This is a genomic window from Acinetobacter sp. MD2, from assembly GCF_035615575.1.
Taxonomy (GTDB): Bacteria; Pseudomonadota; Gammaproteobacteria; order Pseudomonadales; family Moraxellaceae; genus Acinetobacter.
In genome coordinates this window covers 144,903-169,712 of sequence record NZ_VTDK01000004.1, presented here as the reverse complement: position 1 = coordinate 169,712, position 24,810 = coordinate 144,903, and the positions used below count along the sequence as shown (strand labels likewise).

Annotated in this window: 25 protein-coding genes; 11 read left to right on the top strand and 14 right to left on the bottom strand. The window is 40.7% G+C overall.

Annotated features, from left to right (window positions below; genetic code table 11):
• Positions 1–34: 34 nt before the first annotated feature.
• The 4 genes from FXN70_RS07400 to FXN70_RS07385 are packed head-to-tail and all read right to left on the bottom strand — an operon-like array spanning position 35 to position 2,979.
• Positions 35–601 carry a Maf family nucleotide pyrophosphatase gene (locus tag FXN70_RS07400; RefSeq protein ID WP_324646822.1) on the bottom strand — a complete coding sequence of 189 codons (567 nt, stop codon included), beginning with the start codon at positions 599–601 and terminating at the stop codon, positions 35–37.
• A complete protein-coding gene (gene mreD, locus FXN70_RS07395) occupies positions 589–1,080 on the bottom strand; it encodes a rod shape-determining protein MreD (protein WP_324646821.1) in 492 nt (163 codons plus the stop codon). Before mreD ends, FXN70_RS07400 begins: the two co-directional genes overlap by 13 nt.
• Positions 1,067–1,924 (bottom strand): rod shape-determining protein MreC, encoded by an 858-nt coding sequence (gene mreC, locus FXN70_RS07390; protein WP_324646820.1) that lies wholly within the window; start codon positions 1,922–1,924, stop codon positions 1,067–1,069. Before mreC ends, mreD begins: the two co-directional genes overlap by 14 nt.
• Positions 1,925–1,938: 14 nt before the next feature.
• Positions 1,939–2,979: a rod shape-determining protein gene (locus tag FXN70_RS07385; RefSeq protein ID WP_324646819.1), complete on the bottom strand. Its 1,041-nt coding sequence runs from the start codon at positions 2,977–2,979 to the stop codon at positions 1,939–1,941.
• Between the two features lie 131 nt (positions 2,980–3,110).
• Between FXN70_RS07385 and gatC the strand changes: the two genes are divergently transcribed.
• The 3 genes from gatC to gatB are packed head-to-tail and all read left to right on the top strand — an operon-like array spanning position 3,111 to position 6,426.
• A complete protein-coding gene (gene gatC / locus FXN70_RS07380) occupies positions 3,111–3,422 on the top strand; it encodes an Asp-tRNA(Asn)/Glu-tRNA(Gln) amidotransferase subunit GatC (protein WP_324646818.1) in 312 nt (103 codons plus the stop codon).
• Between the two features lie 49 nt (positions 3,423–3,471).
• Positions 3,472–4,950, top strand: a complete 1,479-nt coding sequence (gatA, locus tag FXN70_RS07375; RefSeq protein ID WP_324646817.1) for an Asp-tRNA(Asn)/Glu-tRNA(Gln) amidotransferase subunit GatA — start codon at positions 3,472–3,474, stop codon at positions 4,948–4,950.
• Entirely contained in the window at positions 4,951–6,426 is a 1,476-nt protein-coding gene (gene gatB, locus FXN70_RS07370) for an Asp-tRNA(Asn)/Glu-tRNA(Gln) amidotransferase subunit GatB (protein WP_324646816.1), read from the top strand. It abuts the gene before it with no gap.
• Between the two features lie 43 nt (positions 6,427–6,469).
• Here the strand turns inward: gatB and FXN70_RS07365 are convergent, their stop codons facing one another.
• From FXN70_RS07365 to FXN70_RS07350, 4 genes are all read right to left on the bottom strand, one after another.
• Complete coding sequence (locus FXN70_RS07365; RefSeq protein WP_324646815.1) at positions 6,470–7,255, bottom strand: DUF3825 domain-containing protein; 786 nt, start codon at positions 7,253–7,255, stop codon at positions 6,470–6,472.
• 324 nt (positions 7,256–7,579) lie between these two features.
• Positions 7,580–8,089, bottom strand: coding sequence for a hypothetical protein (locus FXN70_RS07360; RefSeq protein WP_324646814.1), 510 nt, complete (start codon positions 8,087–8,089; stop codon positions 7,580–7,582).
• An 81-nt stretch (positions 8,090–8,170) separates the two neighbouring features.
• Entirely contained in the window at positions 8,171–8,941 is a 771-nt protein-coding gene (locus tag FXN70_RS07355) for a hypothetical protein (protein WP_324646813.1), read from the bottom strand.
• Positions 8,942–8,979: 38 nt separating this feature from the next.
• Positions 8,980–10,044, bottom strand: coding sequence for a DUF1176 domain-containing protein (locus FXN70_RS07350; protein WP_324646973.1), 1,065 nt, complete (start codon positions 10,042–10,044; stop codon positions 8,980–8,982).
• Between the two features lie 139 nt (positions 10,045–10,183).
• Here FXN70_RS07350 and FXN70_RS07345 point away from each other — a divergent pair, with 139 nt between their 5' ends.
• From FXN70_RS07345 to FXN70_RS07335, 3 genes are all read left to right on the top strand, one after another.
• Entirely contained in the window at positions 10,184–10,939 is a 756-nt protein-coding gene (locus tag FXN70_RS07345) for a DUF4850 domain-containing protein (protein WP_324646812.1), read from the top strand.
• A 104-nt stretch (positions 10,940–11,043) separates the two neighbouring features.
• Positions 11,044–11,595: a chromate transporter gene (locus tag FXN70_RS07340; protein WP_420714384.1), complete on the top strand. Its 552-nt coding sequence runs from the start codon at positions 11,044–11,046 to the stop codon at positions 11,593–11,595.
• Positions 11,592–12,116, top strand: coding sequence for a chromate transporter (locus FXN70_RS07335; RefSeq protein WP_324646972.1), 525 nt, complete (start codon positions 11,592–11,594; stop codon positions 12,114–12,116). The genes FXN70_RS07340 and FXN70_RS07335 overlap by 4 nt, the downstream gene beginning before the upstream one ends.
• Before the next feature lie 82 nt (positions 12,117–12,198).
• On the opposite strand, the gene sbmA is transcribed toward FXN70_RS07335, so the two are convergent.
• Positions 12,199–13,389, bottom strand: coding sequence for a peptide antibiotic transporter SbmA (gene sbmA, locus FXN70_RS07330; RefSeq protein ID WP_324646810.1), 1,191 nt, complete (start codon positions 13,387–13,389; stop codon positions 12,199–12,201).
• A 440-nt stretch (positions 13,390–13,829) separates the two neighbouring features.
• Between sbmA and lpxO the strand changes: the two genes are divergently transcribed.
• Positions 13,830–14,735 carry a lipid A hydroxylase LpxO gene (gene lpxO, locus FXN70_RS07325; protein WP_324646809.1) on the top strand — a complete coding sequence of 302 codons (906 nt, stop codon included), beginning with the start codon at positions 13,830–13,832 and terminating at the stop codon, positions 14,733–14,735.
• Positions 14,736–14,920: 185 nt separating this feature from the next.
• Here lpxO and FXN70_RS07320 read toward each other — a convergent pair whose 3' ends face one another.
• Both FXN70_RS07320 and FXN70_RS07315 read right to left on the bottom strand, forming a co-directional pair.
• Complete coding sequence (locus FXN70_RS07320) at positions 14,921–15,538, bottom strand: MarC family protein (protein ID WP_324646808.1); 618 nt, start codon at positions 15,536–15,538, stop codon at positions 14,921–14,923.
• Between the two features lie 20 nt (positions 15,539–15,558).
• Positions 15,559–17,631 (bottom strand): choline transporter, encoded by a 2,073-nt coding sequence (locus tag FXN70_RS07315; RefSeq protein ID WP_324646807.1) that lies wholly within the window; start codon positions 17,629–17,631, stop codon positions 15,559–15,561.
• Positions 17,632–17,996: 365 nt separating this feature from the next.
• On the opposite strand from FXN70_RS07315, the gene betI reads away from it, so the two are divergent.
• The 3 genes from betI to betA all read left to right on the top strand — a co-directional run bounded on the left by betI (position 17,997) and on the right by betA (position 21,865).
• On the top strand, positions 17,997–18,611 hold the full coding sequence (gene betI / locus FXN70_RS07310) for a transcriptional regulator BetI (protein WP_324646806.1): 615 nt from the start codon (positions 17,997–17,999) through the stop codon (positions 18,609–18,611).
• A gap of 3 nt (positions 18,612–18,614) precedes the next feature.
• Complete coding sequence (betB, locus tag FXN70_RS07305) at positions 18,615–20,087, top strand: betaine-aldehyde dehydrogenase (protein ID WP_324646805.1); 1,473 nt, start codon at positions 18,615–18,617, stop codon at positions 20,085–20,087.
• A 74-nt stretch (positions 20,088–20,161) separates the two neighbouring features.
• Positions 20,162–21,865 (top strand): choline dehydrogenase, encoded by a 1,704-nt coding sequence (gene betA / locus FXN70_RS07300; protein ID WP_324646804.1) that lies wholly within the window; start codon positions 20,162–20,164, stop codon positions 21,863–21,865.
• A 66-nt stretch (positions 21,866–21,931) separates the two neighbouring features.
• Here betA and FXN70_RS07295 read toward each other — a convergent pair whose 3' ends face one another.
• Positions 21,932–22,510 (bottom strand): DJ-1/PfpI family protein, encoded by a 579-nt coding sequence (locus FXN70_RS07295; RefSeq protein WP_324646803.1) that lies wholly within the window; start codon positions 22,508–22,510, stop codon positions 21,932–21,934.
• Positions 22,511–22,764: 254 nt separating this feature from the next.
• Between FXN70_RS07295 and FXN70_RS07290 the strand changes: the two genes are divergently transcribed.
• Positions 22,765–22,890 carry a hypothetical protein gene (locus FXN70_RS07290; RefSeq protein WP_324646802.1) on the top strand — a complete coding sequence of 42 codons (126 nt, stop codon included), beginning with the start codon at positions 22,765–22,767 and terminating at the stop codon, positions 22,888–22,890.
• Between the two features lie 237 nt (positions 22,891–23,127).
• Here FXN70_RS07290 and FXN70_RS07285 read toward each other — a convergent pair whose 3' ends face one another.
• A complete protein-coding gene (locus FXN70_RS07285) occupies positions 23,128–24,327 on the bottom strand; it encodes an amino acid aminotransferase (RefSeq protein WP_324646801.1) in 1,200 nt (399 codons plus the stop codon).
• Between the two features lie 67 nt (positions 24,328–24,394).
• On the bottom strand, positions 24,395–24,805 hold the full coding sequence (cueR, locus tag FXN70_RS07280) for a Cu(I)-responsive transcriptional regulator (RefSeq protein WP_324646800.1): 411 nt from the start codon (positions 24,803–24,805) through the stop codon (positions 24,395–24,397).
• Positions 24,806–24,810 lie beyond the last annotated feature (5 nt).

Sequence of the window (24,810 nt, the reverse complement as noted above, 5' to 3'; positions counted from 1 at the left end):
ACTCAAAACATTATAAGAATTTTTGTTAAAACAATTAATTTAGAACCTTAATTGCTTTTAGTAATGCTGCGGTTTGCTGTAGCGGCAAACCCACTACATTGCTGTAACTGCCCATAATTTGAGGAATAAACTGTGCGGCAATTCCTTGAATTGCATAGCCACCTGCTTTGCCAAGCGGCTCGCCTGTCGCCCAATAATCTTCCATATCTTTTGGGCTTAATACTTGAAATTCGACTTTGGTTTGTACCACATCCACATATTGTGTCACAGCATTCATTACACAAATGCCAGTTAACACCTCATGGCAACGCCCTGATATTTTTGCCCAAATTGCAAAAGCATCGCTTTTACTCTCTGGCTTTCCAATAATTTCGGAATCTACAGCAAGCGTGGTATCGGCAGCAATAATGGTTGCTTCAGGAAATTTCTGCCACACTGCTTGCGCTTTTTGTTGTGCTAAACGTGCAACATAGGCCATGGCCGTTTCATTATCTAAAACACGTTCATCAATGTCTGGACTAAAAATATCGAAATTCAGCCCAAGCTGTTGCAATAGCGCTTTACGGCGTGGCGAACTTGAGGCTAAGATTAAATGCGCCATTTTCTCAAACAATAATATAGCACAGGCCAAAACAAAGCACTGCTCATTAACGGTGGCCAACGTCGCATGACAGGATAATTAATTCCGGCCATGACTTGCATTGCCCAAAGAAACAATACATAAGCAACGGTAGCTAAAAATGCAATGCCCCATAAATTTAAGAAGGTTAAAACACGACGTTCACGCACAAAATAACGCGAAACAAAGGTCAACACCACAAAAATTAATGCATTTTGCCCTAAAGGTGCATCAATGAGTAAATCGGTAAAAATCCCCATCCCAAAAGCAAACCACACACCGCACCATGTTGGTTGACACAATACCCAATACAGCATCACCAATAACATAATGGCAGGTCGCCATGCAGAAGCATCATAAGATAAAGGATAGATCATTAAAAATGAGGCCAATACAATTGAAATTGCAATGGCAATGAGCGGATCTTTCTTCTTTTCAGGACGATAATTAGTGCTTAGCATAAGGCTGCTCCTTGGCTAAAGCATCTGAAAACAACACCACCACGTAATGTCCACCTGATAATTGTGCCGCAGGTTTTACATCAATTTGGGCAAATTCACCCGAGTTGTGCCGTTGAATATTCGATACGATACCAATTAAATAGCCCGCAGGGAAATGCTCGCCTAAGCCTGAACTATAAACGCGATCGCCTACGACAATATCTGCACTGGTTGGCACATATTGCATTTGTAACTTACCCGAATCGCCCATACCAGAAACAATCGCACGCATGCCTGTACGTTCAATTCGCACCGATAATGAATTTTCTTTATCTGACAATAAGAGTACCCGTGCACTATGTGAATAGACATTAATGATCTGCCCCATAATGCCTTTATCATCTAATACTACTTGCCCTTCATGCAAATGGTCTGCTGTGCCACGGTTAATCACAATTATATGCCGTAACGGATCTGCATCAGTACCAATGACTTCGGCAATTTCCATACGACCATCAATAATCAGTGGTGTATCGAGTAAACCACGCAAGCGCGTATTTTCTGCAGACAGTTCAGATAATTTTTGCAGGCGCACTTGCCCCTGTAATAACTCTGCACGTAATGCAGTGTTCTCACGGCGTAATTGCTCTTCAGATTTGCTTTGTTGGGTAAGCCACTCTCGCGACATGACAGGATAACTTGCAACGGCATAAATTGGATTATATGCCGCATTCAAGACATCCCTTGCAGGTTGGATCAGATGTGGCATGCGCCAGTCAAAAAATGACACGACCAAACATGTAATCACTGCAATAATAAATGAGCGAAAAGATGGCGGTTGTCTTGAAAAAATATTCGGTTGCACCACCCTATCCTTTTTTATCCTACAAACAGCATGTCATGGTTTGGATTGTCAAAGAATTCTAAGACTTTACCACCACCACGGGTCACACATGTTAAAGGATCTTCCGCCACAACAACAGGTAGCCCAGTTTCTTTTGCCAATAATTGGTCTAAATGACGTAACAATGCACCACCACCCGTTAAGACAATACCACGCTCTGCAATATCAGATGACAACTCTGGTGGTGTTTGCTCAAGTGCTGATTTTACTGCACTCACGATGCTTTGTAATGGATCAGTAATCGCTTGCATCACTTCTTCAGAAGTCACGGTAATTGAACGTGGAACACCTTCAGCAAGGTTACGACCACGAACTTCAATTTCAAGTTTTTCACTGCCTGAAACTGCCATACCCACTTCTTTTTTAATCAACTCTGCAGTGGTTTCACCAATCACACAGCCATGTGCTTTACGTACATAGTTAATGATTTGTTCATCAAATACATCACCACCAATACGTAGCGAGTCTGAATAAACACAGCCTTGCAGCGAAATAATTGCAATTTCAGTGGTACCACCACCAACATCCACAACCATCGAACCACATGCTTGCTCTACAGGTAAACCTGCACCAATTGCAGCAGCCATTGGCTCTTCAATTAAACGAACATCACGTGCGCCTGCATTAAATACCGCTTCACGAATCGCACGGCGCTCTACAAGCGTTGATTTACATGGTACACACACCACAACACGCGGTGCAGGCGGGAATAAGCGTTTTTCATGCACTTTACCAATAAATTGGTTTAACATGGTTTCAGTTACTTCGAAATCGGCAATCACGCCATCTTTCATTGGACGAATCGCAGAAATATTGGCAGGTGTACGACCAAGCATTTGCTTTGCGTCAAGACCTACGGCAGCAACAATTTTTTGTGAACCGCTGTGACGAATCGCCACTACTGTCGGTTCATTTAAAATAATGCCTCGTCCAGGCGCATAAATTAGTGTATTAGCAGTACCTAAATCAATGGCAAGATCTGGCGAAAACAAGCCAATTAGTCGTTTTAGAATCACGGGTCGTTCTCAGTTTTTACAAATATGGACGCAAGGCCGCAACTTTAACTAAATGTGATGCTTTGAACAAGTCAATCGCTTATCATATAGCACGATATTTTAATTTTTTTTGATCCTGACGAGGTGATGTTATGTCTACATCAGATACGAAGCACCCAGATTTGGATGCTCAAACAGTTTCACAGATTGCACATCTTGCTCGTTTATCGCTCAATCAGACGCAATCGGATGAGTATGCACAAAGTCTAAATAAAATTTTAGACATGATGGAAAGCTTGAAAGCCATTGATACCACTGGTATTGAGCCTTTAAAAAGCCCATTCGACACAGCTCAACCGCTACGTGCCGATGTTGTAACTGAACGTAACCATCGTGAAGCTTATCAAGCTGTCGCACCTGCAACCCAAGATGGCTTATATCTTGTGCCACGTGTAATCGAATAATTTCCTTTATTGTTACTTTTTGTAAAAATTATCTAATCAGATTTCTATTATGACTGACTTACATCGCTTATCAATCCGAGAAATGTCTGAAGGATTAACCTCAGCAAAATTTTCTTCTCGTGAATTGACTCAACATTATTTAAACCGAATTGACAAAATTGACAGCCAAATCAAAAGTTATGTCACGGTTAGCCCTGAACAAGCTTTGGCAGAAGCTGACGCTGCCGATGCTGCAATTAAAGCAGGTACTACCACTGCTTTAACAGGTATTCCATTGGCACATAAAGATATTTTTTGTACCCAAGGAATTAAAACCACCGCGGGTTCTAAGATTTTAGATAACTTTATTTCGCCTTATGATGCAACTGTAGTTACCCAAGCCAAAGTAGCGGGTCTTGTAACATTAGGTAAAGTCAACATGGACGAATTTGCCATGGGCTCTACCTCTGAAAGTTCATATTTTGGAGCAACCGCAAACCCTTGGGCACTTGACCGTGTTCCTGGAGGTTCATCAGGTGGTTCTGCTGCTGCTGTTGCTGCTGACCTTGCCCCTTTTGCCACAGGTACAGATACAGGTGGTTCAATTCGTCAACCTGCTTCGTTTTGTGGTTTAACCGGTTTAAAACCGACTTATGGCCGTGTATCTCGTTTCGGCATTATCGCGTATGCATCGTCACTTGACCAAGCGGGTCCAATGGCACGTTCAGCAGAAGATTGTGCTTATTTAATGAATGTGATGGCAGGTCACGATACTAAAGACTCAACTTCTGTAAACAAAGAAGTGGATAATTATGTTGCCAACTTAAATGCAACAGCGTTAAAAGGCTTACGCATTGGTATTCCAAAGCAATATTTTAATGTTGCAGGCTTAGATGCTGAAGTAAAAGCGCGTGTTGAAGAAGCGCTAAATAAACTTGCAGATATGGGTGCAATTTTAGTTGAAATTGACCTCAATATGGTAGAAAGCTATGTACCAACCTATTACCTGATTGCCCCTGCTGAAGCATCGTCTAACCTTTCACGTTATGACGGCGTGCGTTATGGCTATCGCTGTGAAAACCCTGTCGATTTGATGGACTTATATAAGCGTTCACGCTCTGAAGGTTTTGGTGCAGAAGTTCAGCGCCGTATCTTAATTGGTACCTATGCACTTTCAGCAGGTTATTACGATGCGTACTACGTCAAAGCACAAAAAGTTCGCCGTTTAATTCAGCAAGATTTCTTAAAAGCCTTTGAAAATGTGGATGTGATTGCAGCACCATCTGCGCCAACCACAGCGTATAAAATTGGTGCAGACTTAACTCCTGTTGAAATGTACTTGGGTGATATTTATACCTTGGCGGTAAACCTTGCGGGCTTACCTGCAATTAACGCACCTGTTGGTTTAGACAGCAACAATTTACCTGTGGGATTACAACTGATTGGTAATTATTGGTCTGAATCTCAACTGTTATCTGTGGTACATCAATATCAACAAGACACCCACTTCCATACTCAACGTGCGGCAATTGCTGAGGAGACTGCATAAATGGCACAAGCTCAAAAAAAGCCAAAATCAAACTTAATTGATGGTTGGGAAGTGGTGATCGGGATTGAAATCCACACCCAATTGGCAACGCAATCTAAAATTTTCTCAGGTTCATCAACTGAATTTGGTAATGATCCAAATACTCAGGCTAGCCTTGTCGATTTAGCCATGCCGGGTGTTTTACCTGTGCTAAATAAAGAAGTGGTGGATTTAGCCATTCGTTTTGGTTTGGGTGTGGATGCCTATATCGACCAAGCCTCTGTTTTTGCACGTAAAAACTATTTTTACCCTGATTCACCAAAAGGTTATCAAATCAGTCAAATGGACAATCCCATTGTCGGTTTAGGTCATATTGATATTCAACTTGAAGATGGTACGGTTAAACGCATTGGTATCACCCGTGCGCATTTAGAAGAAGATGCAGGTAAATCGATTCACGACCAATTTGAAGGAATGTCGGGCATTGACTTAAACCGTGCAGGTACGCCTTTACTTGAAATCGTGTCTGAACCTGACATGCGTTCGGTTGAAGAAGCGGTGGCGTACATTAAAGCCATTCATACCTTGGTGCGTTGGTTAGGTATTTCTGACGGTAACATGGCAGAAGGCTCATTCCGTGCCGACTGTAATGTGTCATTGCGTCGTCCGGGTCAACCGTTTGGTACACGTTGCGAGCTGAAAAACCTTAACTCATTCCGTTTTATTGAGCAAGCGATTAATGTTGAAATTGAACGCCAAATGGAAATTTTAGAGTGGGACGGCACGATTGATCAAGAAACGCGTTTGTTCGATCCTGTGAAGATGGAAACGCGTTCGATGCGCTCGAAAGAAGAAGCGAACGACTACCGTTATTTCCCAGACCCTGACCTTTTGCCTGTGATTATTGCCGATGCGCAAATTGAGCAAGCTCGTGCAGCATTACCTGAATTGCCTGCAGCACGTCGTGAACGCTTTATTGCGGACTTTGGCGTGACTGAATACGATGCGCATGTACTCACCTTAACTCGTGAAATGTCTGAATTTTACGAAGCTGTGGTGAAAGCCTCTGGCGGTGCAGCACAAGGTAAAGTGGCTGCCAACTGGGTGATGGGTGAATTCTCAGGTGCTTTAAACAAAGCTGGCTTAGAATTGGCTGACTCCCCTGTTTCTGCTGAGCAATTGGGCGGAATGATTGCCCGTATTGTCGATAACACCATTAACGGTAAAATCGCCAAGCAAGTGTTCGGTTTTATGTGGGAAGAAGGCAAATCTGCGGATGAGATCATTGCAGAAAAAGGCTTAAAGCAAGAAACCGATACAGGTGCAATTGAGGCGATTATCAAAGATGTATTGGCAGCCAATGAAAAAATGGTTGAAGAATACAAATCTGGTAAGGAAAAAGCCTTTAATGGTCTTGTCGGTCAAGTGATGAAAGCAGCCAAAGGCAAAGCCAACCCTGCGCAAGTGAATGAATTGATGAAGAAGTTGATTGGTTAAGGCTGATTAGTTTTGGAAGAAACCCGCTTTAGAGCGGGTTTTTTTAAGGTTGAAGCCAATCTTTATCAGGGCGTGCTAGTTGCCTAGCATTATTATAAGCCATATCTAAAGTCAAACATGTAGATGCTCGATAAAAGTCACCATGGTTTTCAACAACAAGTGCTAAATCAGCTATTTTAGGATCAGTTAAACTCAATGGGAGTAATAACTGAATTGCACCTTGATAGTATTGAGGGATAGCAGTTTTATAATTTCTTTTGGCTCTTTCTTTAGCACTATCAATTGCTCCTTTCAACAAATTTTGCAGAGCAAACTCTGGAAATGATTTAACATTATCAGGAAATCTTTCTTTATTATCCGCAACTATATGTTCGACATTAACACGCATTTCTTTTCTACAATCAAACACCAACACAGAAGGATCTTCAAAATAATGAGCCATATCTGGAACTTTTTCAAAACTAGTAAGATCAATAGCTCCCAATTTACAAAATTTTTGGAAATGCCATGGGGATTTTGCATCATCAAATTTATTTTTAGTAAAAACAATAAATATGGGTTCTTGATTAGTAGTAACTAGCCCTGTATTCCAACAAGCTAATTGTTCATCTGTTGTGTATGAAATTTTTCCTTCGTCCTGTATCCTTAAAAAAGTATATTTTAAATAATTTGATAATATCGGCAATTTAGTAGTTGGATTATTTTTATAATCCCAATCTTCAGAATCAGCTATTTCTGAAAGATTCTTAATCACATCATCGAATTTTGGTATCAATGCAAAATCATACAGATCATTAACCTTTGACTGAGTACGTTTCTTTGTAGCCACTTTATTTATCCTTTTATTTAAATCCCATGTATATTAGATCTCTTGCATAAATCAAAAAATGATCAAACCCATGTTTGGTAAATAAAGAACTAAACCAGTACATTGATTTTATTTTATACAACAATGCAAGAAATCTATTATACAAAATATTCCAAACTAGAACTAATTTCAAAAACTTATACGCTTAAATATGTACTAACATATAAATATAATCCGCCGCTTAGGCTCCACCTCATGAATAAAAATCTTATGGAAATTTAGTTGAGTAAATTTGTGCTATTGCATTCAAACTATATTATTTTTAATTAATGCTTGTGTATGCACTTACAACCCAATCTTACCCAATACACCCGGCGTTAAAAACGTCATCGCCACTTTATTTAAATCAATATAACGCAATGTCCCTTGTAACTGCTGTTTTACCGCAGGGTCTTTAACGATATCTTCACCAGCACTCTGCCCTAACTGCTGAAAACTCTGCCCCACTGCCTGCAAACCCTCAGATTGAATCACATTTTTAGTTTGCGCTGAACATTGATCAATGATAATACGCTGTAATACTTGCGCAAGTTTTTGATCCAACTGATCTTTTTGTTCAGCGCTCACATTACTAAATACTTTTAAATCAGGATGTACCGACAAAGCAGCATAGGTCCATTGCAACACCGTGGTTTTATCGGCTGCCGTGGTGGATTTCACCAAACAATCACTGAGTTGATCCACCGCAGCACCCGCACTGGTCATTTGCGACGTCCCCAACAGCGCACTCGCTAAAACAAGCGAATATCCCAAACATGAAAATTTACGGCGAATTAAAGGATAAAGGTGCGACATAGCTTTAGTTCCAATCAATAATATTCTATTTCTAACACATTCAGATGCGCGGTATCTATGACTCGGCTGTAAATCGCCCAATTAATTCATTCCTTCATAATCCCATTGTTCTGGAATATTGGGACGTTTAGGCACATGATTTAAGTCAATTTTTAAAATCTTACTGCCTTTAATTGATTTCTGCCCTGAATCCGACACAGGTGACACTTGTAAATGATAGCGATACTTAAATTGCCATACCATCGGCTTAATCGGGCGTATATCTACATTTAACCAATCTTCATCATGGCATTGTCCTTTAGAAGAATTGTAGTCCTCTTCTGAAAAACAGGCACGAATCATACGGTAAAAGTTAAATGGATAATCCTGTATAAACTGACGTGTATGACCATCTGCCTCTAGTTCGTAAAAACTCGCACGCTCAATATTTGCCCCACCACCCGAATACATTTCTGTCGTCGTATCGATCATTGCAACCGCATATCGGTTGGCTTGCATTGGAAAAAGCCGAGGAAAAATATAAGGTTTCGATGCCATCGTTTCCTCAGTGGGACTCAGCTTTATCTGCCAATATTTGAGTAATTTCAACTCTTTTGCAACAACGTCAAACTCAGCAATCGTTTTATCTGCTAGCACCCACACATGTTGGTCAGGTGTTTTTAGGCTTTGCAATTGCCCTTGTTGGTCACACAACGTTTTGACTTGCGTGCATAACGTATTTTTCTGTGTTTGACTAAATTGTGTTTTTTTAAAATCTAAAATGTGTAGTGGCGCAGCATAACTCGATACGCTCAAGCCAGCGCATGCAACTGCAAACATTGCTTTTTTAAATGTAACTTTATGATTTAACATAACAACTCCTTAAAATCATTCATTTAAGATTCACCGCATTATTTTACAACTGCTTCAATTTGATTCAGTTCCCATACACCACCCGCAGCCAAGCCTCTACACATGCCTGTCCACATCTCTTGAGTATGCACAAACTTCTGTCCATCCCATACCCATTCATCACTCGACCAACAGTCACCAATCCCGCGCCCTTTTTGTGCACTACTGATCATGCCTGAATCGATATCAGAAGCAGACTGTGTCACATAGGTCACTGGGCCTTTCAGCGATTGATCCAGCACCCAAGCCCCATAACCTTCATTATAGGCACCACGCCAGCATAAGCTGGTCGCCAACACTTTGTTATTGCTGAGTTTATATAGTTCAATCGGTTGCGCTTCTACACCATCCCCATTGTAAATACCTTCACAAAAGTCCTCATCTTTTGAATCTGGATTGGTCGCCATCAAAAGCGTATGTAACGCTGCATATTGTTTAGTTTTCGGTTGCAGTGTTAAATAAGGCTTGTTGGCTGTTTTGACTTGTTTAATCACCAATTTTGGCTGTGGTATCAATACTTTAGATTCATCTAGTTTTCCTTTTTTCACCAATGCACCGACTGTGCCAATGCGTTTTTGAAAATCATCCATTTTGATCAAATTGGCGGTCATGCCTGCATCGGAAATTTGCCATGTGTAATGGGCATTTTTAAACATGATCTCTACGTTTTGAGCAGATTGTTGCAGTAACGCATTGACTTGAATGGCAGAAAGTTTTCCCATTAACGGTGCATCAGCACCATCAACAGCAATAACTCCCCAATCTTGACCATTGATGTAAAAATGAATATTTTTAATTTTTTGTTTAGGAAATATTTCTTGTTCACCACCCGCCAAAGCAAATTCGGCATGTACCGGCTGTTTAGCGCCAGCTTTTCGGGTCAATAAAATAGATGCAGGCAAGCCAGTCGATTCATCTTGTTGATACCCCGCTGCGCGACATGTACCGGTATTCGAACAGTACACCTCCCAATCTTGATGAGAAAATCTAATCCCTTGAACGTCTTGAGCCAAGCTCCATGAACTGACCGCCAAAAGGCTACAAGCACTCAAAATTGTTTTTATATGATTCATTGTTCATGCAATCCTTATATTTTTAATGCAAGCACCATGTTAAATCTTTGAGGAAAAATACAATAATGCACTATTGTATTCAAAATACGCACGTTTAAAACCCGCATACTTTTGAAGGATGATTTTATTCATGAACAGACACATCATAAAATATCTGCTCACACTCGGATGCGTCTTCGCGATTGCACCGACTTATGCAGAAGTTTCCAGCTTCAACCCCACTTTCCCACATTTTTCCAGTAGCCTAAAACAGCGTAAGCAAGAGAACCAAACTGATGCACTGGGCGAAGTCGCATTTAAAAACAAGGTCACCGTACCATTTTATGGCATCACTGCAAGTAACCCAATTGGAGATGGATTAGTGAGAGAGTTTAAACAGTGCACAGCCAAAACTTGCCAATTTGATTTTAAACTCTCTGCCGAGCAAGCCAGTCAATTAAAACTGCTGGGTATCCCAGAAATTGGTGTGGTTTTGGTGCCTCGCACATGGCAAGACATACAGGTAGATGTGGGTGCAAATGGAACGGGCTATGCGTTGATCATGAGTCCAGATCAAAAACAGGCGATTGAACTTTATGATTCTTCGTTATGTGCAGGGTGTGGTCTGCCTTATGCCACGCTTTATTTTCCGCATTCGCTCAAACAAAGTGTTGAATATGAATATGGTGGCTTTCAAGACCGAAAAAAATTAATCAATATCGTACATCCATCAAAACAAGTCGCCTTCTTTAGTTATCAAATTCCGAACTTGAGCTATAAAACGCATGGTGTAGCCAAATATATTGATGATGGCGATTTTAATTTTAGAGAAATCAAAGTGACTTTGGATCAATCACAACAGCATTTAGTCGGAACGATTCTAAATTTTTATCATTTTACACATTAAAATACGGCGTTTATTGTTATGATTCAATGACAAATGATCATCAAATCAAACATCAATCCAACACAGTATGTTCACAAGGATTATTTGAGTCACCTATAAAGACAATGAATATTATGAAAAATCAAACGTCTACGCCAACAAATCCCGAGCTTTTTTTCGGCTTTTTAAAACTTGGCATGATCGGTTTCGGTGGTGTACTTCCTTTAACACATCGCCTTGTCGTGGAAGAAAAACATTGGCTGAATCAGGCAGAGTTCACCAACTTATTGGGCGTGTGCCAAATTTTACCCGGTGGCAATGCGGTCAATATGTCCGTGGCGATTGGCATGCACTTTCAAGGCATTAAAGGCGCATTTTCTGCAATTTCAGGGCTAATTTGTGTACCAACCTTATGCGTAATTTTACTCTATTCATTTTATGAAAAGTTCCAAGCAATTGCATGGGTACAACATCTCATTTTAGGACTGGCCGCCACCGCAGCAGGACTGCTACTGGCCACAGGCATTAAACTCTTTAAACCCCTGATTAAAAGTAAACTCAGTTATTTAACTGTGGCGTTAATTTTTATTTTAATGGTTGGCTTTAAACTATCACTACTACTCACTTTAATCATTTTATTGAGCCTCAATATGCTGATTTTGAAGGTGAAGACATAAATCCGATCTTACTCGCATTATTCTGCATTTTTACCAAACTGTCGCTATTAGCTTTTGGCGGTGGAGTAACTGTATTGCCTGAAATGCGACATCAAGTGGTAGATGTTCACCATTGGCTCAGTAATGCAGAATTTAGTGCAATGTTTGCGTTATCTCAGGCAGCACCAGGGCCAAACATGATGATTTCACCTTTAATTGGTTGGCATGTCGCGGGGCTTGCAGGCTTAGTGGTCACAAGCATTGCCAAATTTGCACCATCCTCTATTGTGACCTTATGTGTTTTACAATATTGGAATCGTTTTCAAGCACATCCGCTACGGATGCTTTTTGAACGTGCCTTAAAACCGATTACTGTGGGTATGATTTTAGTTAGCGCATATTTTATTGCACAGCCTTCTTTAAGCCATACAAGCCTGATTGGCATTATAGTATTCACCACACTATTGGGCATTTTTAGCAAATTACACCCAATGTGGCTCATGCTGATTGGCGCTGTTTGCGGTGTCGTTTTTCTGGCTTAACTCACCTGTACTGTTCAATGCACAGGGTAAAATCGCAGATTTGAAACTGTGAATTTGACAATTTCAAATCTGCAAAATTTGGTTATTTTAAAATCGACTCAAAGGCTTTTAAACGCTTATAAATTGACAGTAATTCAATAATCGTTGGCCAAGAGCTAATTAAGTATTGAAACGAACTGCGTACTTGGTCAAATACGTTATTAATTTGCGACATCAATCCAAGGGTCATTTTTCCTGCGGCAATACTTGGAAAAAGTACAAACAGGCTATAAATATTATCAAGCTGTAAATACCAAATTCGAGCCAAGTTAAAATAAACATAATGAAAATATAAGCGGAAATAATTGGTGCGAACATTAAAGAAAAGTTCTTTTAAGGTTGCAGGTTGAGCACGTTCGGCATGATCTTCACCATAAACCAATTCCTTGCGATATGCGGCCTCAACTTTTTGATTATTAAATTCTAAGCCCGGTAGTTTAATGCCAATGGCTGCCAAAACTACGGTTCCAAATAACGCCCAAACAATAGCTGCCCAAACCAACGAATGAGGAATTGCCCCAACAAACGGTAATTCGGTGACATGTTCAGAGAGTTTAAAAAGGATTGGAAGAAAGGCAATCAGCGTCATGAGCGCTTTAACAAAATTGACGCCTAAATTTTCGGTGGTGGTTGCAAAACGCATGGTATCTTCTTGAATACGTTGCGAAGCGCCTTCAATATGTCTAAGTTGTTCCCAATGGGCGGCGTAATAGTCATTCATTGCGGTGCGCCAGCGAAATACATAATGACTGACAAAAAATGAATTCAGCACAGAAATGGTCACGGCCACCATGGCAATGTTTAAGAAGGTCATTGATCCAAGATAAAGATCTTTAACATCCCCACCACTGGCCAACATTTTTTGAATTAAATCATAAAACGGGTTATACCAAGCGTTGACCAATACCCCCACTTCAACGCTAAACCAAATATTAAATAAAATAAATGCGCTACCCCATATCGCCCAGCGCTGCCATGGATTTTTAGAAAAGACTTTCCAAAAGGCGGCAAACACAACCGTTGCGACAAAAAACCATAAATAGAACCATAAAAAGGCAGGCGACCAAAATCTGCTTACACCAATCGGCAATTCAGCATTGGCGTAATTGGCAGGAAAGCCTAAAACTGTTCCCCAAGAATTTCCTCCCGAATACCACAGTGCTAAATTAATAAAAAACCACAGCACAAAAGAGAAAAAGAAAGCTTTAGGTGAAGGAAAAAAAGATTTAAACATATTGGGCAGTTATCCTCAGGCGATTCATCATACAAACATTTGCATGACACGGTTGGGCTAAATTTTGGCAAACCGTGAATAAATATCTTGCATCATGATCTACACTGGCTTTCTTTTTGCTAAGCAAAATTGAATGGTATATCAATGCCTCACAACAAGAATGAAGTGGATTTATGCAAGAATTCTATTATCGTATTTCTCAGAATGTCTTATAACGTGATGCACTATAATCTGTAAATATAAGGCATCATAATTTAAACAAAGTAAAACCAGTACCATATCATTTCACTTATAGGTGACTTATCTATTTACAAATTATTTTGATATTCTGCCGCATTCAGTTCTACAATAGTCACCATCTTTAATATTTTCATCATTCGATATTCAGGCACGAAATTAAGCGTTGTTCCTGCATCGTTTTATCGTGATCGTGGTCTTTTATGTATGCCATTATTCTTATCAGTATTTTTCTGATTAGCCTTGCTTATACTTATTTTCGTGGTAAAGAACGACTTAAATTTTCACGTCAACTCTTTGACCATTCTACTTTTTTAGGTCCAGTCAATATGTTTATGACTGGATTTTCTAAACTGCCTAATCAACCATTTTTTCATCCCGATCAATTTCCAGAACTAAAATCCTTGCAAGACAATTGGCAAGTGATTCGAGATGAAGCATTACAATTACAAGGCAAAATTAAGGCTGCCGAAAGTAACAATGATGCAGGCTTTAATACCTTTTTTAAGCGTGGTTGGAAGCGTTTTTATTTGAAATGGTATGGTGATAGTCACCCTTCTGCCCAGCAACTTTGCCCACAAACTGTTGCATTACTTGAAAAAATTCCTTCAGTAAAAGCCGCCATGTTTGCAGAATTACCTTCGGGTAGTTACTTGGGCAAACACCGTGACCCTTATGCGGGTTCTATCCGTTATCATTTAGGGTTAAGCACGCCAAATGATGATGCTTGCTTTATTGAAGTTGACCAAGAGCGTCATAGTTGGCGAGATGGTGAAGCGACATTATTTGATGAAACCTATGTCCATTGGGCTGAAAATAAAAGTGCACAGACCCGCATTATTTTATTTTGCGACATTGAACGTCCAATGAAATGGCGCTGGGCGCAAGCATTTAATCGATGGTTTGCTAAAAATGTCATGTCTGCTTCAGCCTCTCCAAATGATGATCAAGATCAGACGGGTGGTATTAACCGTGTATTTAAATATTTTTATGCAATTCATGCCAAAGGCCGTGAATTAAAAGCGAAAAACCGTAAGCTCTATTATTTAAGCAAATGGGCTATGTTTTTAGTGCTCATTGCCGTTATTTTATTGCCAAGTTTTATTTAAACGAACTGAATTTGATAGAACAAATTTGATTTAAATCAACGTGTCATTTGTGCCTTAAACTGATTTTTTTGCAAATATATGCTTCAAACCCATCAGTTTCCAAATGCCATTCATATTCCGTTTTAACTATTCAAATAAAATAAAAAAAGGAATAAAGCTTAGCTTTATTCCTTTTTTTAAGTGTATTAAACACTGGGATGAATTAAATGGCTCATGCCTGTCACAATCATGTCAACCGCAATTGACCCGATCAGCAACGCCGATAATCGCCCAACAATATCAAAATAATAGTCGACATATTTAGCATGTTTATAACGTAAGTTATCGTGCATAAATTTCATTAAAATTAAAATAATACACGTTAAACCAAGCGTCATAGCCATCACAATTGCAGTTTTAGCCATACCAATTTCCATGCCTGTCACCACCGCAGCACTAATCGTGCCAGGCCCAATCATAAATGGCATGGCAACCGTTCCTGCCAAATGCTCAGGCGCACCACGGATTGCACCAATAGTATCTGCACCTTGAAACACATAGCGATAACCTATCACCAAAAAGATAATCCCACCAAAAATTTGGAAAGATTCAAAGCGCACATTCAAATAGCGTGTAAAAATCGCCTCACCACCCCATGCAAAAAACAAGAACACAAAATATGCAATTAAGCTGCCTTGAATTAATGCTTTATTGAAAATTTTGGCATCGGTATTACGAATCATGCCAATCATGTAAATGCTCATTAAAAAAGGGTTGAGCAAAGTGAAAAATAAAACGAATGAATGAATATACGGTGATAACATACAACAAACTCAAGTTAAATTTAAGACGAAGGATCTGGGAAATTGAGCGTTTTACCCGGTGTTTCACGGTTTAAATGCAGAAACATTAAGTGACGTTCATATTTATCCAAAACATCATTAATCACCTGCTCTTTACTATAACCGACCAAATCGTTACCTTGGCTACCTTCAAACAAAAAGGTCTCTAAACGATAATAAAACACCTTGCCGAATTTACTGCGTTTACTAAATTCAGGTGCTTGATAACGCTGTGGCCAAATTTGGTAAATAAAGTTTTGTTCGTTCTCTAGGTTAATCGTTAAATCTAGATGATATAACTCTTTTTCATCATCTTCGATCCCTACTTTCATTAATTGAGCCTGCACCCCTTTTGCTTGCAACTCACTCACAACTTCCTGCAATGCAGGCAAACAAATTTGCTCTAACATGCGTAAGGTCGATTTACTTCCCGGATGATGCATTACGCGAGTTAAGCGTTGTTTCCAATTTAAAATATCAACATTGCCGACCACAGGCGCGGCATTCAAATGGCGGCTTTGATCACGATAATCTTCTAACCGTAGCGATTTAAATAAACCTGCGACCACAAACATCATCACAAAACTAAAAGGCAAACCCATAATCACGGTCGCTTTTTGTAATGAGCTGACACCATCAGTCATGAGCATAGCAAGGGTCAATAAGGCAATAGCCACTGCCCAAAACACTCGAATCCAATTTGGTGCATCGCTATTTACGTCGTTCAAACGATAGGTAAAATTACCAAGTACAATTGCTCCAGAATCTGCCGAAGTCACGTAAAAAAGTAAGCCTGTAATAAAAGCAACCACAGCTGTCACGGAAAACCACGGATACATTGAGAGCAATTTATAAAAGCCCAATTCAGGTTTTGCCATAATTTCTTGAGCAAAAGCTAAATTGCCATGAATCACTTGCGACAAAGCACTATTGCCCATGACCGAAAGCCACACCAAGGTAAAAATAAATGGAATAATGAGCGTGCCTGTAACGAACTGACGGATGGTACGCCCTTTTGAAATTCGAGCCAAAAATAGCCCAACAAAAGGTGACCATGCCACCCACCATGCCCAAAAGAATAACGTCCAATCTTTTATCCATTGGCTGCTTTGGGGCGATTGATCTTGGTTATAGGCAAAGGTGTCTAAGGTCATGGCTGGGAAACGACTAATATAATCGCCAACATTGAGAACCAAGGCATTGAGTAAAAAATGGGTATCGCCCATAAACAATAGGAATAGCACCAAACCTAAGGCAAAATAGACATTAAGTTCAGACAAAAACTTGACGCCTTTATCCACCCCTGTCGTTGCAGAAATAATGGTAATAATAACCGCTAAAATCACCAATGCAGCTTGTACACTTAAGCCTTCAGAAACACCAAATAAAGTACTTAAGCCATAATTTAATTGCACAACACCAATACCACAGGTGGTAGCTATCCCAAAAATCGTGCCTAAAACCGCAGCAATATCAACCAAATGCCCAATCATTCCATTGACCTTATCGCCAAAAATTGGATATAGGGCAGAACGAATTGTTAAGGGTAAGTTATAACGATACGCAAAGTAGCCCAATGAAATTCCGATGAGCGCATACATGCACCAACCGGTTAGGCCATAGTGAAAAACCGTCCAAGTAATGGCCTGACGAGCAGCTTCAATGGTTTGTCCTTCACCCACTGGCGGTTGCATATATTGCATGATCGGTTCTGCAACAGAGAAGAACATCAGGTCAATGCCAATGCCTGCGGCAAATAACATGGCAGACCAACTCATTAAGCTAAATTCAGGCTTAGAATGCTTCGGCCCGAGTTTGACATCGCCATAACGCGAACAGGCTAAAAATAAAACAAAAACAATATAAACTGAGGCGGCGGCAAAATAGTACCAACCAAAGGTTGCACTCACCCAATCTAGCACCACATTTAAGGTATGTGCAGCAAGCTGATTAAATGCAATTGTAAAAAATGAAAATGCCAAAACCAAACTGGCAGAGGTATAAAAAACCGTTTTGTTTAAACGATCTTTAGGTGCAGCTGAACTCGCTGTACTGGAAGAATTTAATGATTCCATCTCTTCCTCTTCTATTCATGATTAAAGTTAAACCTACATCTAAAATGCGGTTTGTATAAAAGAATATGATTGATATTTTTTTGATAATGATGGTTTAAACCATAACATCGCTATCAAAAAACATCATTTAATTTCAATTAGCACTGCATAAACACCCCTTTAAAATGATTAAATTACAATCAAACCCATAAAACTTAAACATGCTATTGCATCAACAACAAGTATTCATAATTAGGATTAACATAGACTATACGTTCAATTGATTGATTGTTCAATCAATTGAACGTATCATGTTGTAAACACAAACCGAGATGATGTGTGTTAATTACTTCGTTCATTTACTTTTATTCAAAGACCTTTTTGCTATGAATCGTCCTCGCGTTCAACCTGAATATATTCGCCGCCAACAAATTATGGATGCTGCCTTTGTCGTTGCAACCGAAGAAGGGTTGATTAATACCACCATTGCCAAAATTGCCAAACAAGCGCAACTTTCTACAGGTATCGTGAGTCATCATTTTGGTGACAAACAAGGGCTGATTAAAGCCTGTATGCGTGAAATGTTACGGATATTACATATAAAAGTAGATGCTTATCGAAGTAAAGCGAGCGCATCTCCACAAGCACAAATTAAAGCAATTATTGATGCCAATTTTGATGACAGTCAAACCACGCCTCAAGCCATGCGTCTGTGGCTTGAGTTTTGGTCTGCAAGCTTACACACACCAGAATTGCAACGCTTACAGCAGATTAACGACCGCCGCCTTTATTCAAATTTATATTTTTATTTTTTACAACTTCTACCGCAAACACAAAGTCAAATTGCAGCCACAGCCTTAGCTGCATTAATTGATGGATTATGGTTACGCGGTAGTTTAGGCGGTTCAAAACAATCCTTCGATGCTGAACAAGCACGTCATATTGCCTATAGCTATTTAGAGATGCAACTTCATCTTTATAGCGCAGTTCAAGGAGATTAAAACATGCAAGACACCTCTGTTTACCCACTCTATATTCATGGCAAATACGTCCAAGCCACAAGTGGTCAAAGCTTTGACAGCATTAACCCTGCAACTGGCGAAGTCATTGCAACGGTTCAACAAGCCTCTAAAGCCGATATTGAAGCAGCAGTTGCAAGCGCGGTAGCGGGTCAAAAAGTTTGGGCTGCCAAAACGGCGATGGAACGCTCACGTATTTTACGCCGTGCAGTGGATATTTTACGTGAACGTAACGATGAACTTGCCCACTTAGAAACCTTAGACACGGGTAAAGCCTATAGCGAAACCTCAAGTGTTGATATTGTAACTGGTGCAGATGTTTTAGAATATTACGCCGGTCTTGCAACAGCCATTCAAGGCGAGCAAGTGCCTTTGCGCGACAGTAGCTTTTTCTATACCCGCCGTGAACCTTTGGGCGTGGTTGCAGGCATTGGTGCATGGAATTACCCTATTCAAATTGCACTATGGAAATCTGCCCCTGCTTTAGCCGCAGGCAATGCGATGATTTTTAAACCCAGTGAAGTTACGCCTTTAAGCGTATTTAAACTGGCAGAAATTTATACCGAAGCGGGCGTGCCTGCTGGTGTATTTAACGTGGTACAAGGTGCAGGTCGTGAAATTGGTCAATACCTTACCGAACACCCTGCCATTGAAAAAATTTCTTTTACTGGTGGAGTCGAAACCGGCAAAAAAGTTATGGCCAGTGCCGCAGGTTCAACCTTAAAAGATGTGACCATGGAGCTTGGTGGCAAATCACCACTGATTATTTGTGCCGATGCCAACCTTGACCGCGCTGCCGACATTGCCGTTATGGCAAACTTCTTTAGTTCAGGACAAGTGTGTACCAATGGTACCCGTGTTTTTGTTCCTGAATCGATGAAAGCTGATTTTGAACACGCTGTGGTTGAACGTGTCAAACGCATTCGCATGGGTGATCCACTCGATGCCAATACGAACTTCGGCCCGCTGACCAGTTTTGCCCACATGGAAAAAGTGTTGGGATATATTGAATCTGGTAAACAGCAAGGTGCGAAACTCTTAATTGGTGGTGAACGTGCAAAAGAAGGCAATTTAGCCCAAGGCGCGTATGTGCAAGCCACCGTATTTACCGACTGCACCGATGACATGAAAATTGTCCAAGAAGAAATTTTTGGCCCTGTAATGAGCATCTTAAGCTATTCAAACATAGATGAAGCAATTAGCCGTGCCAACAACAGCATTTTTGGTTTGGCTGCGGGCGTGGTGACACAAGATATTTCACAAGCGCATCACATTATTCACCAACTTGAAGCTGGTATTTGCTGGATTAACACATGGGGCGAATCGCCTGCCGAAATGCCCGTAGGTGGTTATAAAGAATCTGGCGTTGGCCGTGAAAATGGCATTTCAACCCTCAACCACTACACGCGCACCAAATCCATTCAAGTTGAATTGGGCGAATACAGCTCAATTTTCTAATTTCCTTCGCCATGCACGCGATGTGCGTGGCACTTTCACCCTCTATTTCCACCTCAATATTTAGGATAGAAACGATGGCGAATCAAGAATACGATTATATTATTATTGGCGCAGGCTCGGCAGGAAATGTCCTTGCAGCTCGCTTAACTGAAGACGCAGATGTTTCAGTTTTATTATTAGAAGCCGGTGGCCCTGACCACCGCCTCGATTTTCGCACCCAAATGCCGGCAGCACTCGCCTTTCCTTTACAAGGCAGACGCTATAACTGGGCCTATGAAACTGATCCTGAACCACACATGAACAACCGCCGCATGGAATGTGGTCGTGGTAAAGGTTTAGGCGGATCATCGCTCATTAACGGTATGTGTTATATCCGTGGTAATGCCATGGACTTAGACAACTGGGCCACCTTTAAAGGTTTAGAAGAGTGGAGTTATGCTGACTGCTTACCATATTACCGTAAAGCAGAAACCCGAGATATTGGCGCCAACGATTACCATGGCAGTCAAGGCCCTGTTAGCGTGACCACTCCAAAATCGGGCAATAACGTATTGTTCCACGCTATGGTTGAAGCGGGTGTACAAGCCGGTTATCCACGTACTGACGATTTAAATGGCTATCAACAAGAAGGCTTCGGCCCGATGGATCGTACCGTGACCCCACAAGGTCGTCGTTCAAGTACGGCGCGTGGTTATTTAGATATGGCCAAAGGTCGCCCCAATTTAACCATTAAAACCCATGCCGTAACCGATAAAATTTTATTTTCCGGTAAACGTGCCATTGGTGTGCAATATTTACAAGGCAGCGATACCACACCAACAGTGGTCAATGCCCGCCGTGAAGTATTGCTGTGTGCAGGCACCATTGCATCGCCACAAATTTTACAGCGCTCAGGTGTTGCCGCAAAAGCTTTGCTTGATGAATTTGGTATTCCTGTGGTGCATGACTTACCCGGCGTGGGTGAAAACTTACAAGACCATTTAGAAATGTACTTGCAATATGAGTGTAAACAACCCGTTTCACTCTACCCTGCATTGCAGTGGTATAACCAACCGGCCATTGGTGCGGAATGGTTATTTTTAGGTAAAGGAACTGGTGCAAGTAACCAATTTGAAGCAGGCGGTTTTATTCGTAGCCGTGAAGAATTTGAATGGCCGAATATTCAATATCACTTCTTGCCTGTTGCCATTAACTATAATGGTTCGAATGCGGTAAAAGAGCATGGTTTCCAAGCCCATGTTGGTTCAATGCGCTCGCCTTCACGTGGACGTATTCGCATTAAAAGTTTAAATCCGCACGATCACCCAAGTATCTTGTTTAACTACATGTCGACCGAACAAGATTGGCAAGAATTCCGAGATGGTATTCGTATCACCCGTGAAATCATGCAGCAACCTGCGTTAGACCCATATCGTGGCCGAGAAATCAGCCCAAGTCGTAGCGCAAAAACCGATGCCGAATTAGATGCTTTTGTGCGTGAACATGCAGAAACTGCCTTTCATCCATCGTGTAGTTGTAAGATGGGTGAAGATGAGATGGCGGTAGTAGATGGACAGGCACGTGTTCACGGCGTTGAAGGTTTACGTGTGGTCGATGCCTCCATTATGCCGCTAATTATTACAGGTAACTTAAACGCTACCACCATTATGATTGGCGAAAAAATTGCCGATATCATCCGTGGTCAAAAATTACCACGTTCGGAAGCACCTTACTTTAAAGCCAACCCGAAACATTTACGCAATGCACCATTGCGTGAGTTTGATGAAAACTTATTGTAATTTTAATGCATTAAAACACTAAAAAATCCCGATTGCTGTTCGCAGCTATCGGGATTTTTTACAGACTTAAATTTCAATCCGCGCGCCCAATACTTTTACAAACTGGGCAAGCCACGCAGGATGTGCAGGCCATGCCGGTGCTGTCACCAAATGTCCATCGGTTACCGCTTCGGTGACTTCAATGTCGGCATAATGCCCACCTGCCAATTTCACTTCTGCCGCACAAGCAGGATATGCCGAGCACGTTTTACCTGTAATAACCCCTGCTGCAGCCAAAAGTTGTGGCCCATGACACACCGCAGCAATTGGTTTTTTCAGCGCATCAAACTGCTGCACAATTTCAATCACCCGCGGATACATGCGTAAATATTCAGGCGCACGACCACCCGGAATTAACAAGCCTACATAATTCTCAATATTCACCGCATCAAAGTCATAATTAATAGCAAAGTTATGCCCACGTTTTTCACTATAGGTTTGCTGACCTTCAAAGTCGTGAATGGCAGTGGCAATGCTATCCCCCGCTTTTTTTTCGGGACAAACGGCATGTACCACATAACCAAGGCCAAGTAAAAATTGAAATGGCACCATGGTTTCATAATCTTCGGCGTAATCACCAACCAGCATTAATATTTGTTTTGTCATTGTTTCGTCCTCGTGTGTTGTTCTATACATCATCAATCAAGATGTTTTATTCACGTTGTTACTGTCATTTATACTAGGCAAGCATCGATTAAAAATCAATCTAACCTATACATTAAACTTAACTAAAAACTGTGTATTCAAATTAGCAATAATCAAGAAAAAACCATGATGTTTCACTACAAAAAAAATAGCTGATTCAACAAAACGCTGCGCTAAAATATGATCAAATTCAATTCACTTGATAGTAAGAAAACATGTCGCCCCCCTTTCAACAACATTTGCAAGGCATAGAACAGTGGCTGTGTATTCATGCACCTAAAATTGCGCATGAATCGTTTAACTTGCCTGCAACGACAGATCAGGTAAATCAAGTAGAATAAAACTATTCAAAAGCCAATTCCAAAAGCATTTAAAGAACTCTATGCGTGGCATAATGGTTTCAATGCCCAATCTACCAATGTGGGCAGTTTATTTTATGGCTTAGACTTTTTTGATATCGATTTTGTTCAAAAAAATTATTTGGAAGTAAAAAACTCACAAGAAGACAGTTTCTTCAAATATGCCCCCATAACTGAAATTTCACTTATAGGGGCATGTATGCTGTTTAGTACAAACAGTTAAACCGCAAGTACTTTGGCAATCGACTCCGCCACATAGTACACATTGTTTTTATTTAAGCCCGCAACGCACATGCGTCCGCTACGTAATAAATAAATTGCGAATTCTTCACGTAAACGATCGGCCTGTTCTGCGGTTAGACCCGTATAACTGAACATCCCACGTTGATTCACCAAATAACTAAAGTCGCGGTTTGGTACACGTTGGGTGAGTTCATCACGCAAAATCGTACGCATTTGTGCAATACGGCTACACATGTTTTGCAATTCTTCTTGCCAATCCAATTTTAAGGCTTCATCACTTAAAACAGTATCGACCAGTACCGCACCTGTAGTCGGTGGGCTTGAGTAAATTTTACGCACGGTGGCTTTGAATTGACCTAACACATGCTCAGCATCGTCCGCAGAGTCGCAAACGGCAGTTAAGCCACCAACACGCTCGCCATATAAAGAGAAAATTTTAGAGAATGAATTGCTCAGTAAGAATTTCGCCCCTGCTTGATCGAGAGCACGAATTGCGTAAGCATCTTTTTCTAAATCTTCAGCAAAACCTTGATAAGCAATATCCAAAAATGGAATAAGATTGCGCTCGATCAGCACAGCAATGACTTCATCCCACTGTGCAGGAGTTAAATCTGCACCGGTTGGGTTATGGCAACATGGATGCAATAGTACAATTTCTTGCTCAGGAAGTTGCTTTAAGCACGCCAACATATCATCGAATGCCACGCCATTGGTGTTAGCATCGAAATATGGATATTCGGCCACTTCAAAACCTGCGCCTTGAAAAATCGCAATATGGTTTTCCCACGTTGGACGACTGACCCACACTTTAGATTGTGGGAAATATTTTTTAAGGAAGTCAGCACCCACTTTAAGTGCGCCTGAACCGCCTAAAGTTTGAATGGTCACCGCACGGTTTTCTGCTTTTGCCTTGCTATTTTGACCCAGTAGTAATGCTTGTGTCGCATCGCAATAGCCTTTTAAACCAGACATCGGCAAATATAGCTTGGCTTTATCTACAACTTGATTGGTGCGTAGCGCAGCTTGCTTCACTGCATTTAACTGCGGCACAATTCCTTCTTCTGTGTAATACAACCCAATGCTTAAATTGACTTTATTTGAGCGTTGGTCTTTTTGGAATTTTTCCATTAACGTTAAAATTGGGTCGCCCGCATACGGCTCTACATGCTGAAACATAACTGATCCATCTTGATGATTTCCTCTGCATTATAACCACAGATTTAACCAAGCGTTGACTCAAATTTTAATCAGTTAAACTGTCATATTGACCTTGCTCAATTTGTTCTAAAATTGGACAATCTGCAACTTCACTTCCCTGACAACACGCGGCTGTTTCTTTTAAAAGATCGACCATTGCTTGTAATTCAGCAATTCTTTTTTCTAGCTGATAAATATGTTGTAATGCCAATTGTTTCACTTCAGCACTTTGCCGGCTTTGGTTGCGCCACAATGCCAGTAATTCTTTAATTTGCGCCACCGAAAAATCGAGTTCGCGCGCGTGGGCAATAAACTGCAAACTTTTAATGTCTTGTGCCGAATAAATACGGTAGCCCGCAGCGCTGCGTTCAATATTGGGAAGTAGCCCCATCGTTTCATAATAACGAATCATTTTACTTGAAAGCCCAGTGAGTTGAGCCACTTCACCAATATTCATCACAA

Excerpts from the sequence above, each read along its gene's own strand:
- FXN70_RS07400 (WP_324646822.1), bottom strand. The coding sequence starts at position 601 with ATGGCGCATTTAATCTTAGCCTCAAGTTCGCCACGCCGTAAAGCGCTA.
- mreD (WP_324646821.1), bottom strand. The coding sequence starts at position 1,080 with ATGCTAAGCACTAATTATCGTCCTGAAAAGAAGAAAGATCCGCTCATT.
- gatC (WP_324646818.1), top strand. The coding sequence starts at position 3,111 with ATGTCTACATCAGATACGAAGCACCCAGATTTGGATGCTCAAACAGTT.
- gatA (WP_324646817.1), top strand. The coding sequence starts at position 3,472 with ATGACTGACTTACATCGCTTATCAATCCGAGAAATGTCTGAAGGATTA.
- gatB (WP_324646816.1), top strand. The coding sequence starts at position 4,951 with ATGGCACAAGCTCAAAAAAAGCCAAAATCAAACTTAATTGATGGTTGG.
- FXN70_RS07360 (WP_324646814.1), bottom strand. The coding sequence starts at position 8,089 with ATGTCGCACCTTTATCCTTTAATTCGCCGTAAATTTTCATGTTTGGGA.
- FXN70_RS07355 (WP_324646813.1), bottom strand. The coding sequence starts at position 8,941 with ATGTTAAATCATAAAGTTACATTTAAAAAAGCAATGTTTGCAGTTGCA.
- FXN70_RS07345 (WP_324646812.1), top strand. The coding sequence starts at position 10,184 with ATGAACAGACACATCATAAAATATCTGCTCACACTCGGATGCGTCTTC.
- FXN70_RS07340 (WP_420714384.1), top strand. The coding sequence starts at position 11,044 with ATGAATATTATGAAAAATCAAACGTCTACGCCAACAAATCCCGAGCTT.
- sbmA (WP_324646810.1), bottom strand. The coding sequence starts at position 13,389 with ATGTTTAAATCTTTTTTTCCTTCACCTAAAGCTTTCTTTTTCTCTTTT.
- lpxO (WP_324646809.1), top strand. The coding sequence starts at position 13,830 with ATGTATGCCATTATTCTTATCAGTATTTTTCTGATTAGCCTTGCTTAT.
- FXN70_RS07320 (WP_324646808.1), bottom strand. The coding sequence starts at position 15,538 with ATGTTATCACCGTATATTCATTCATTCGTTTTATTTTTCACTTTGCTC.
- FXN70_RS07315 (WP_324646807.1), bottom strand. The coding sequence starts at position 17,631 with ATGGAATCATTAAATTCTTCCAGTACAGCGAGTTCAGCTGCACCTAAA.
- betI (WP_324646806.1), top strand. The coding sequence starts at position 17,997 with ATGAATCGTCCTCGCGTTCAACCTGAATATATTCGCCGCCAACAAATT.
- betB (WP_324646805.1), top strand. The coding sequence starts at position 18,615 with ATGCAAGACACCTCTGTTTACCCACTCTATATTCATGGCAAATACGTC.
- betA (WP_324646804.1), top strand. The coding sequence starts at position 20,162 with ATGGCGAATCAAGAATACGATTATATTATTATTGGCGCAGGCTCGGCA.
- FXN70_RS07295 (WP_324646803.1), bottom strand. The coding sequence starts at position 22,510 with ATGACAAAACAAATATTAATGCTGGTTGGTGATTACGCCGAAGATTAT.
- FXN70_RS07290 (WP_324646802.1), top strand. The coding sequence starts at position 22,765 with ATGTCGCCCCCCTTTCAACAACATTTGCAAGGCATAGAACAGTGGCTG.
- FXN70_RS07285 (WP_324646801.1), bottom strand. The coding sequence starts at position 24,327 with ATGTTTCAGCATGTAGAGCCGTATGCGGGCGACCCAATTTTAACGTTA.
- cueR (WP_324646800.1), bottom strand. The coding sequence starts at position 24,805 with ATGAATATTGGTGAAGTGGCTCAACTCACTGGGCTTTCAAGTAAAATG.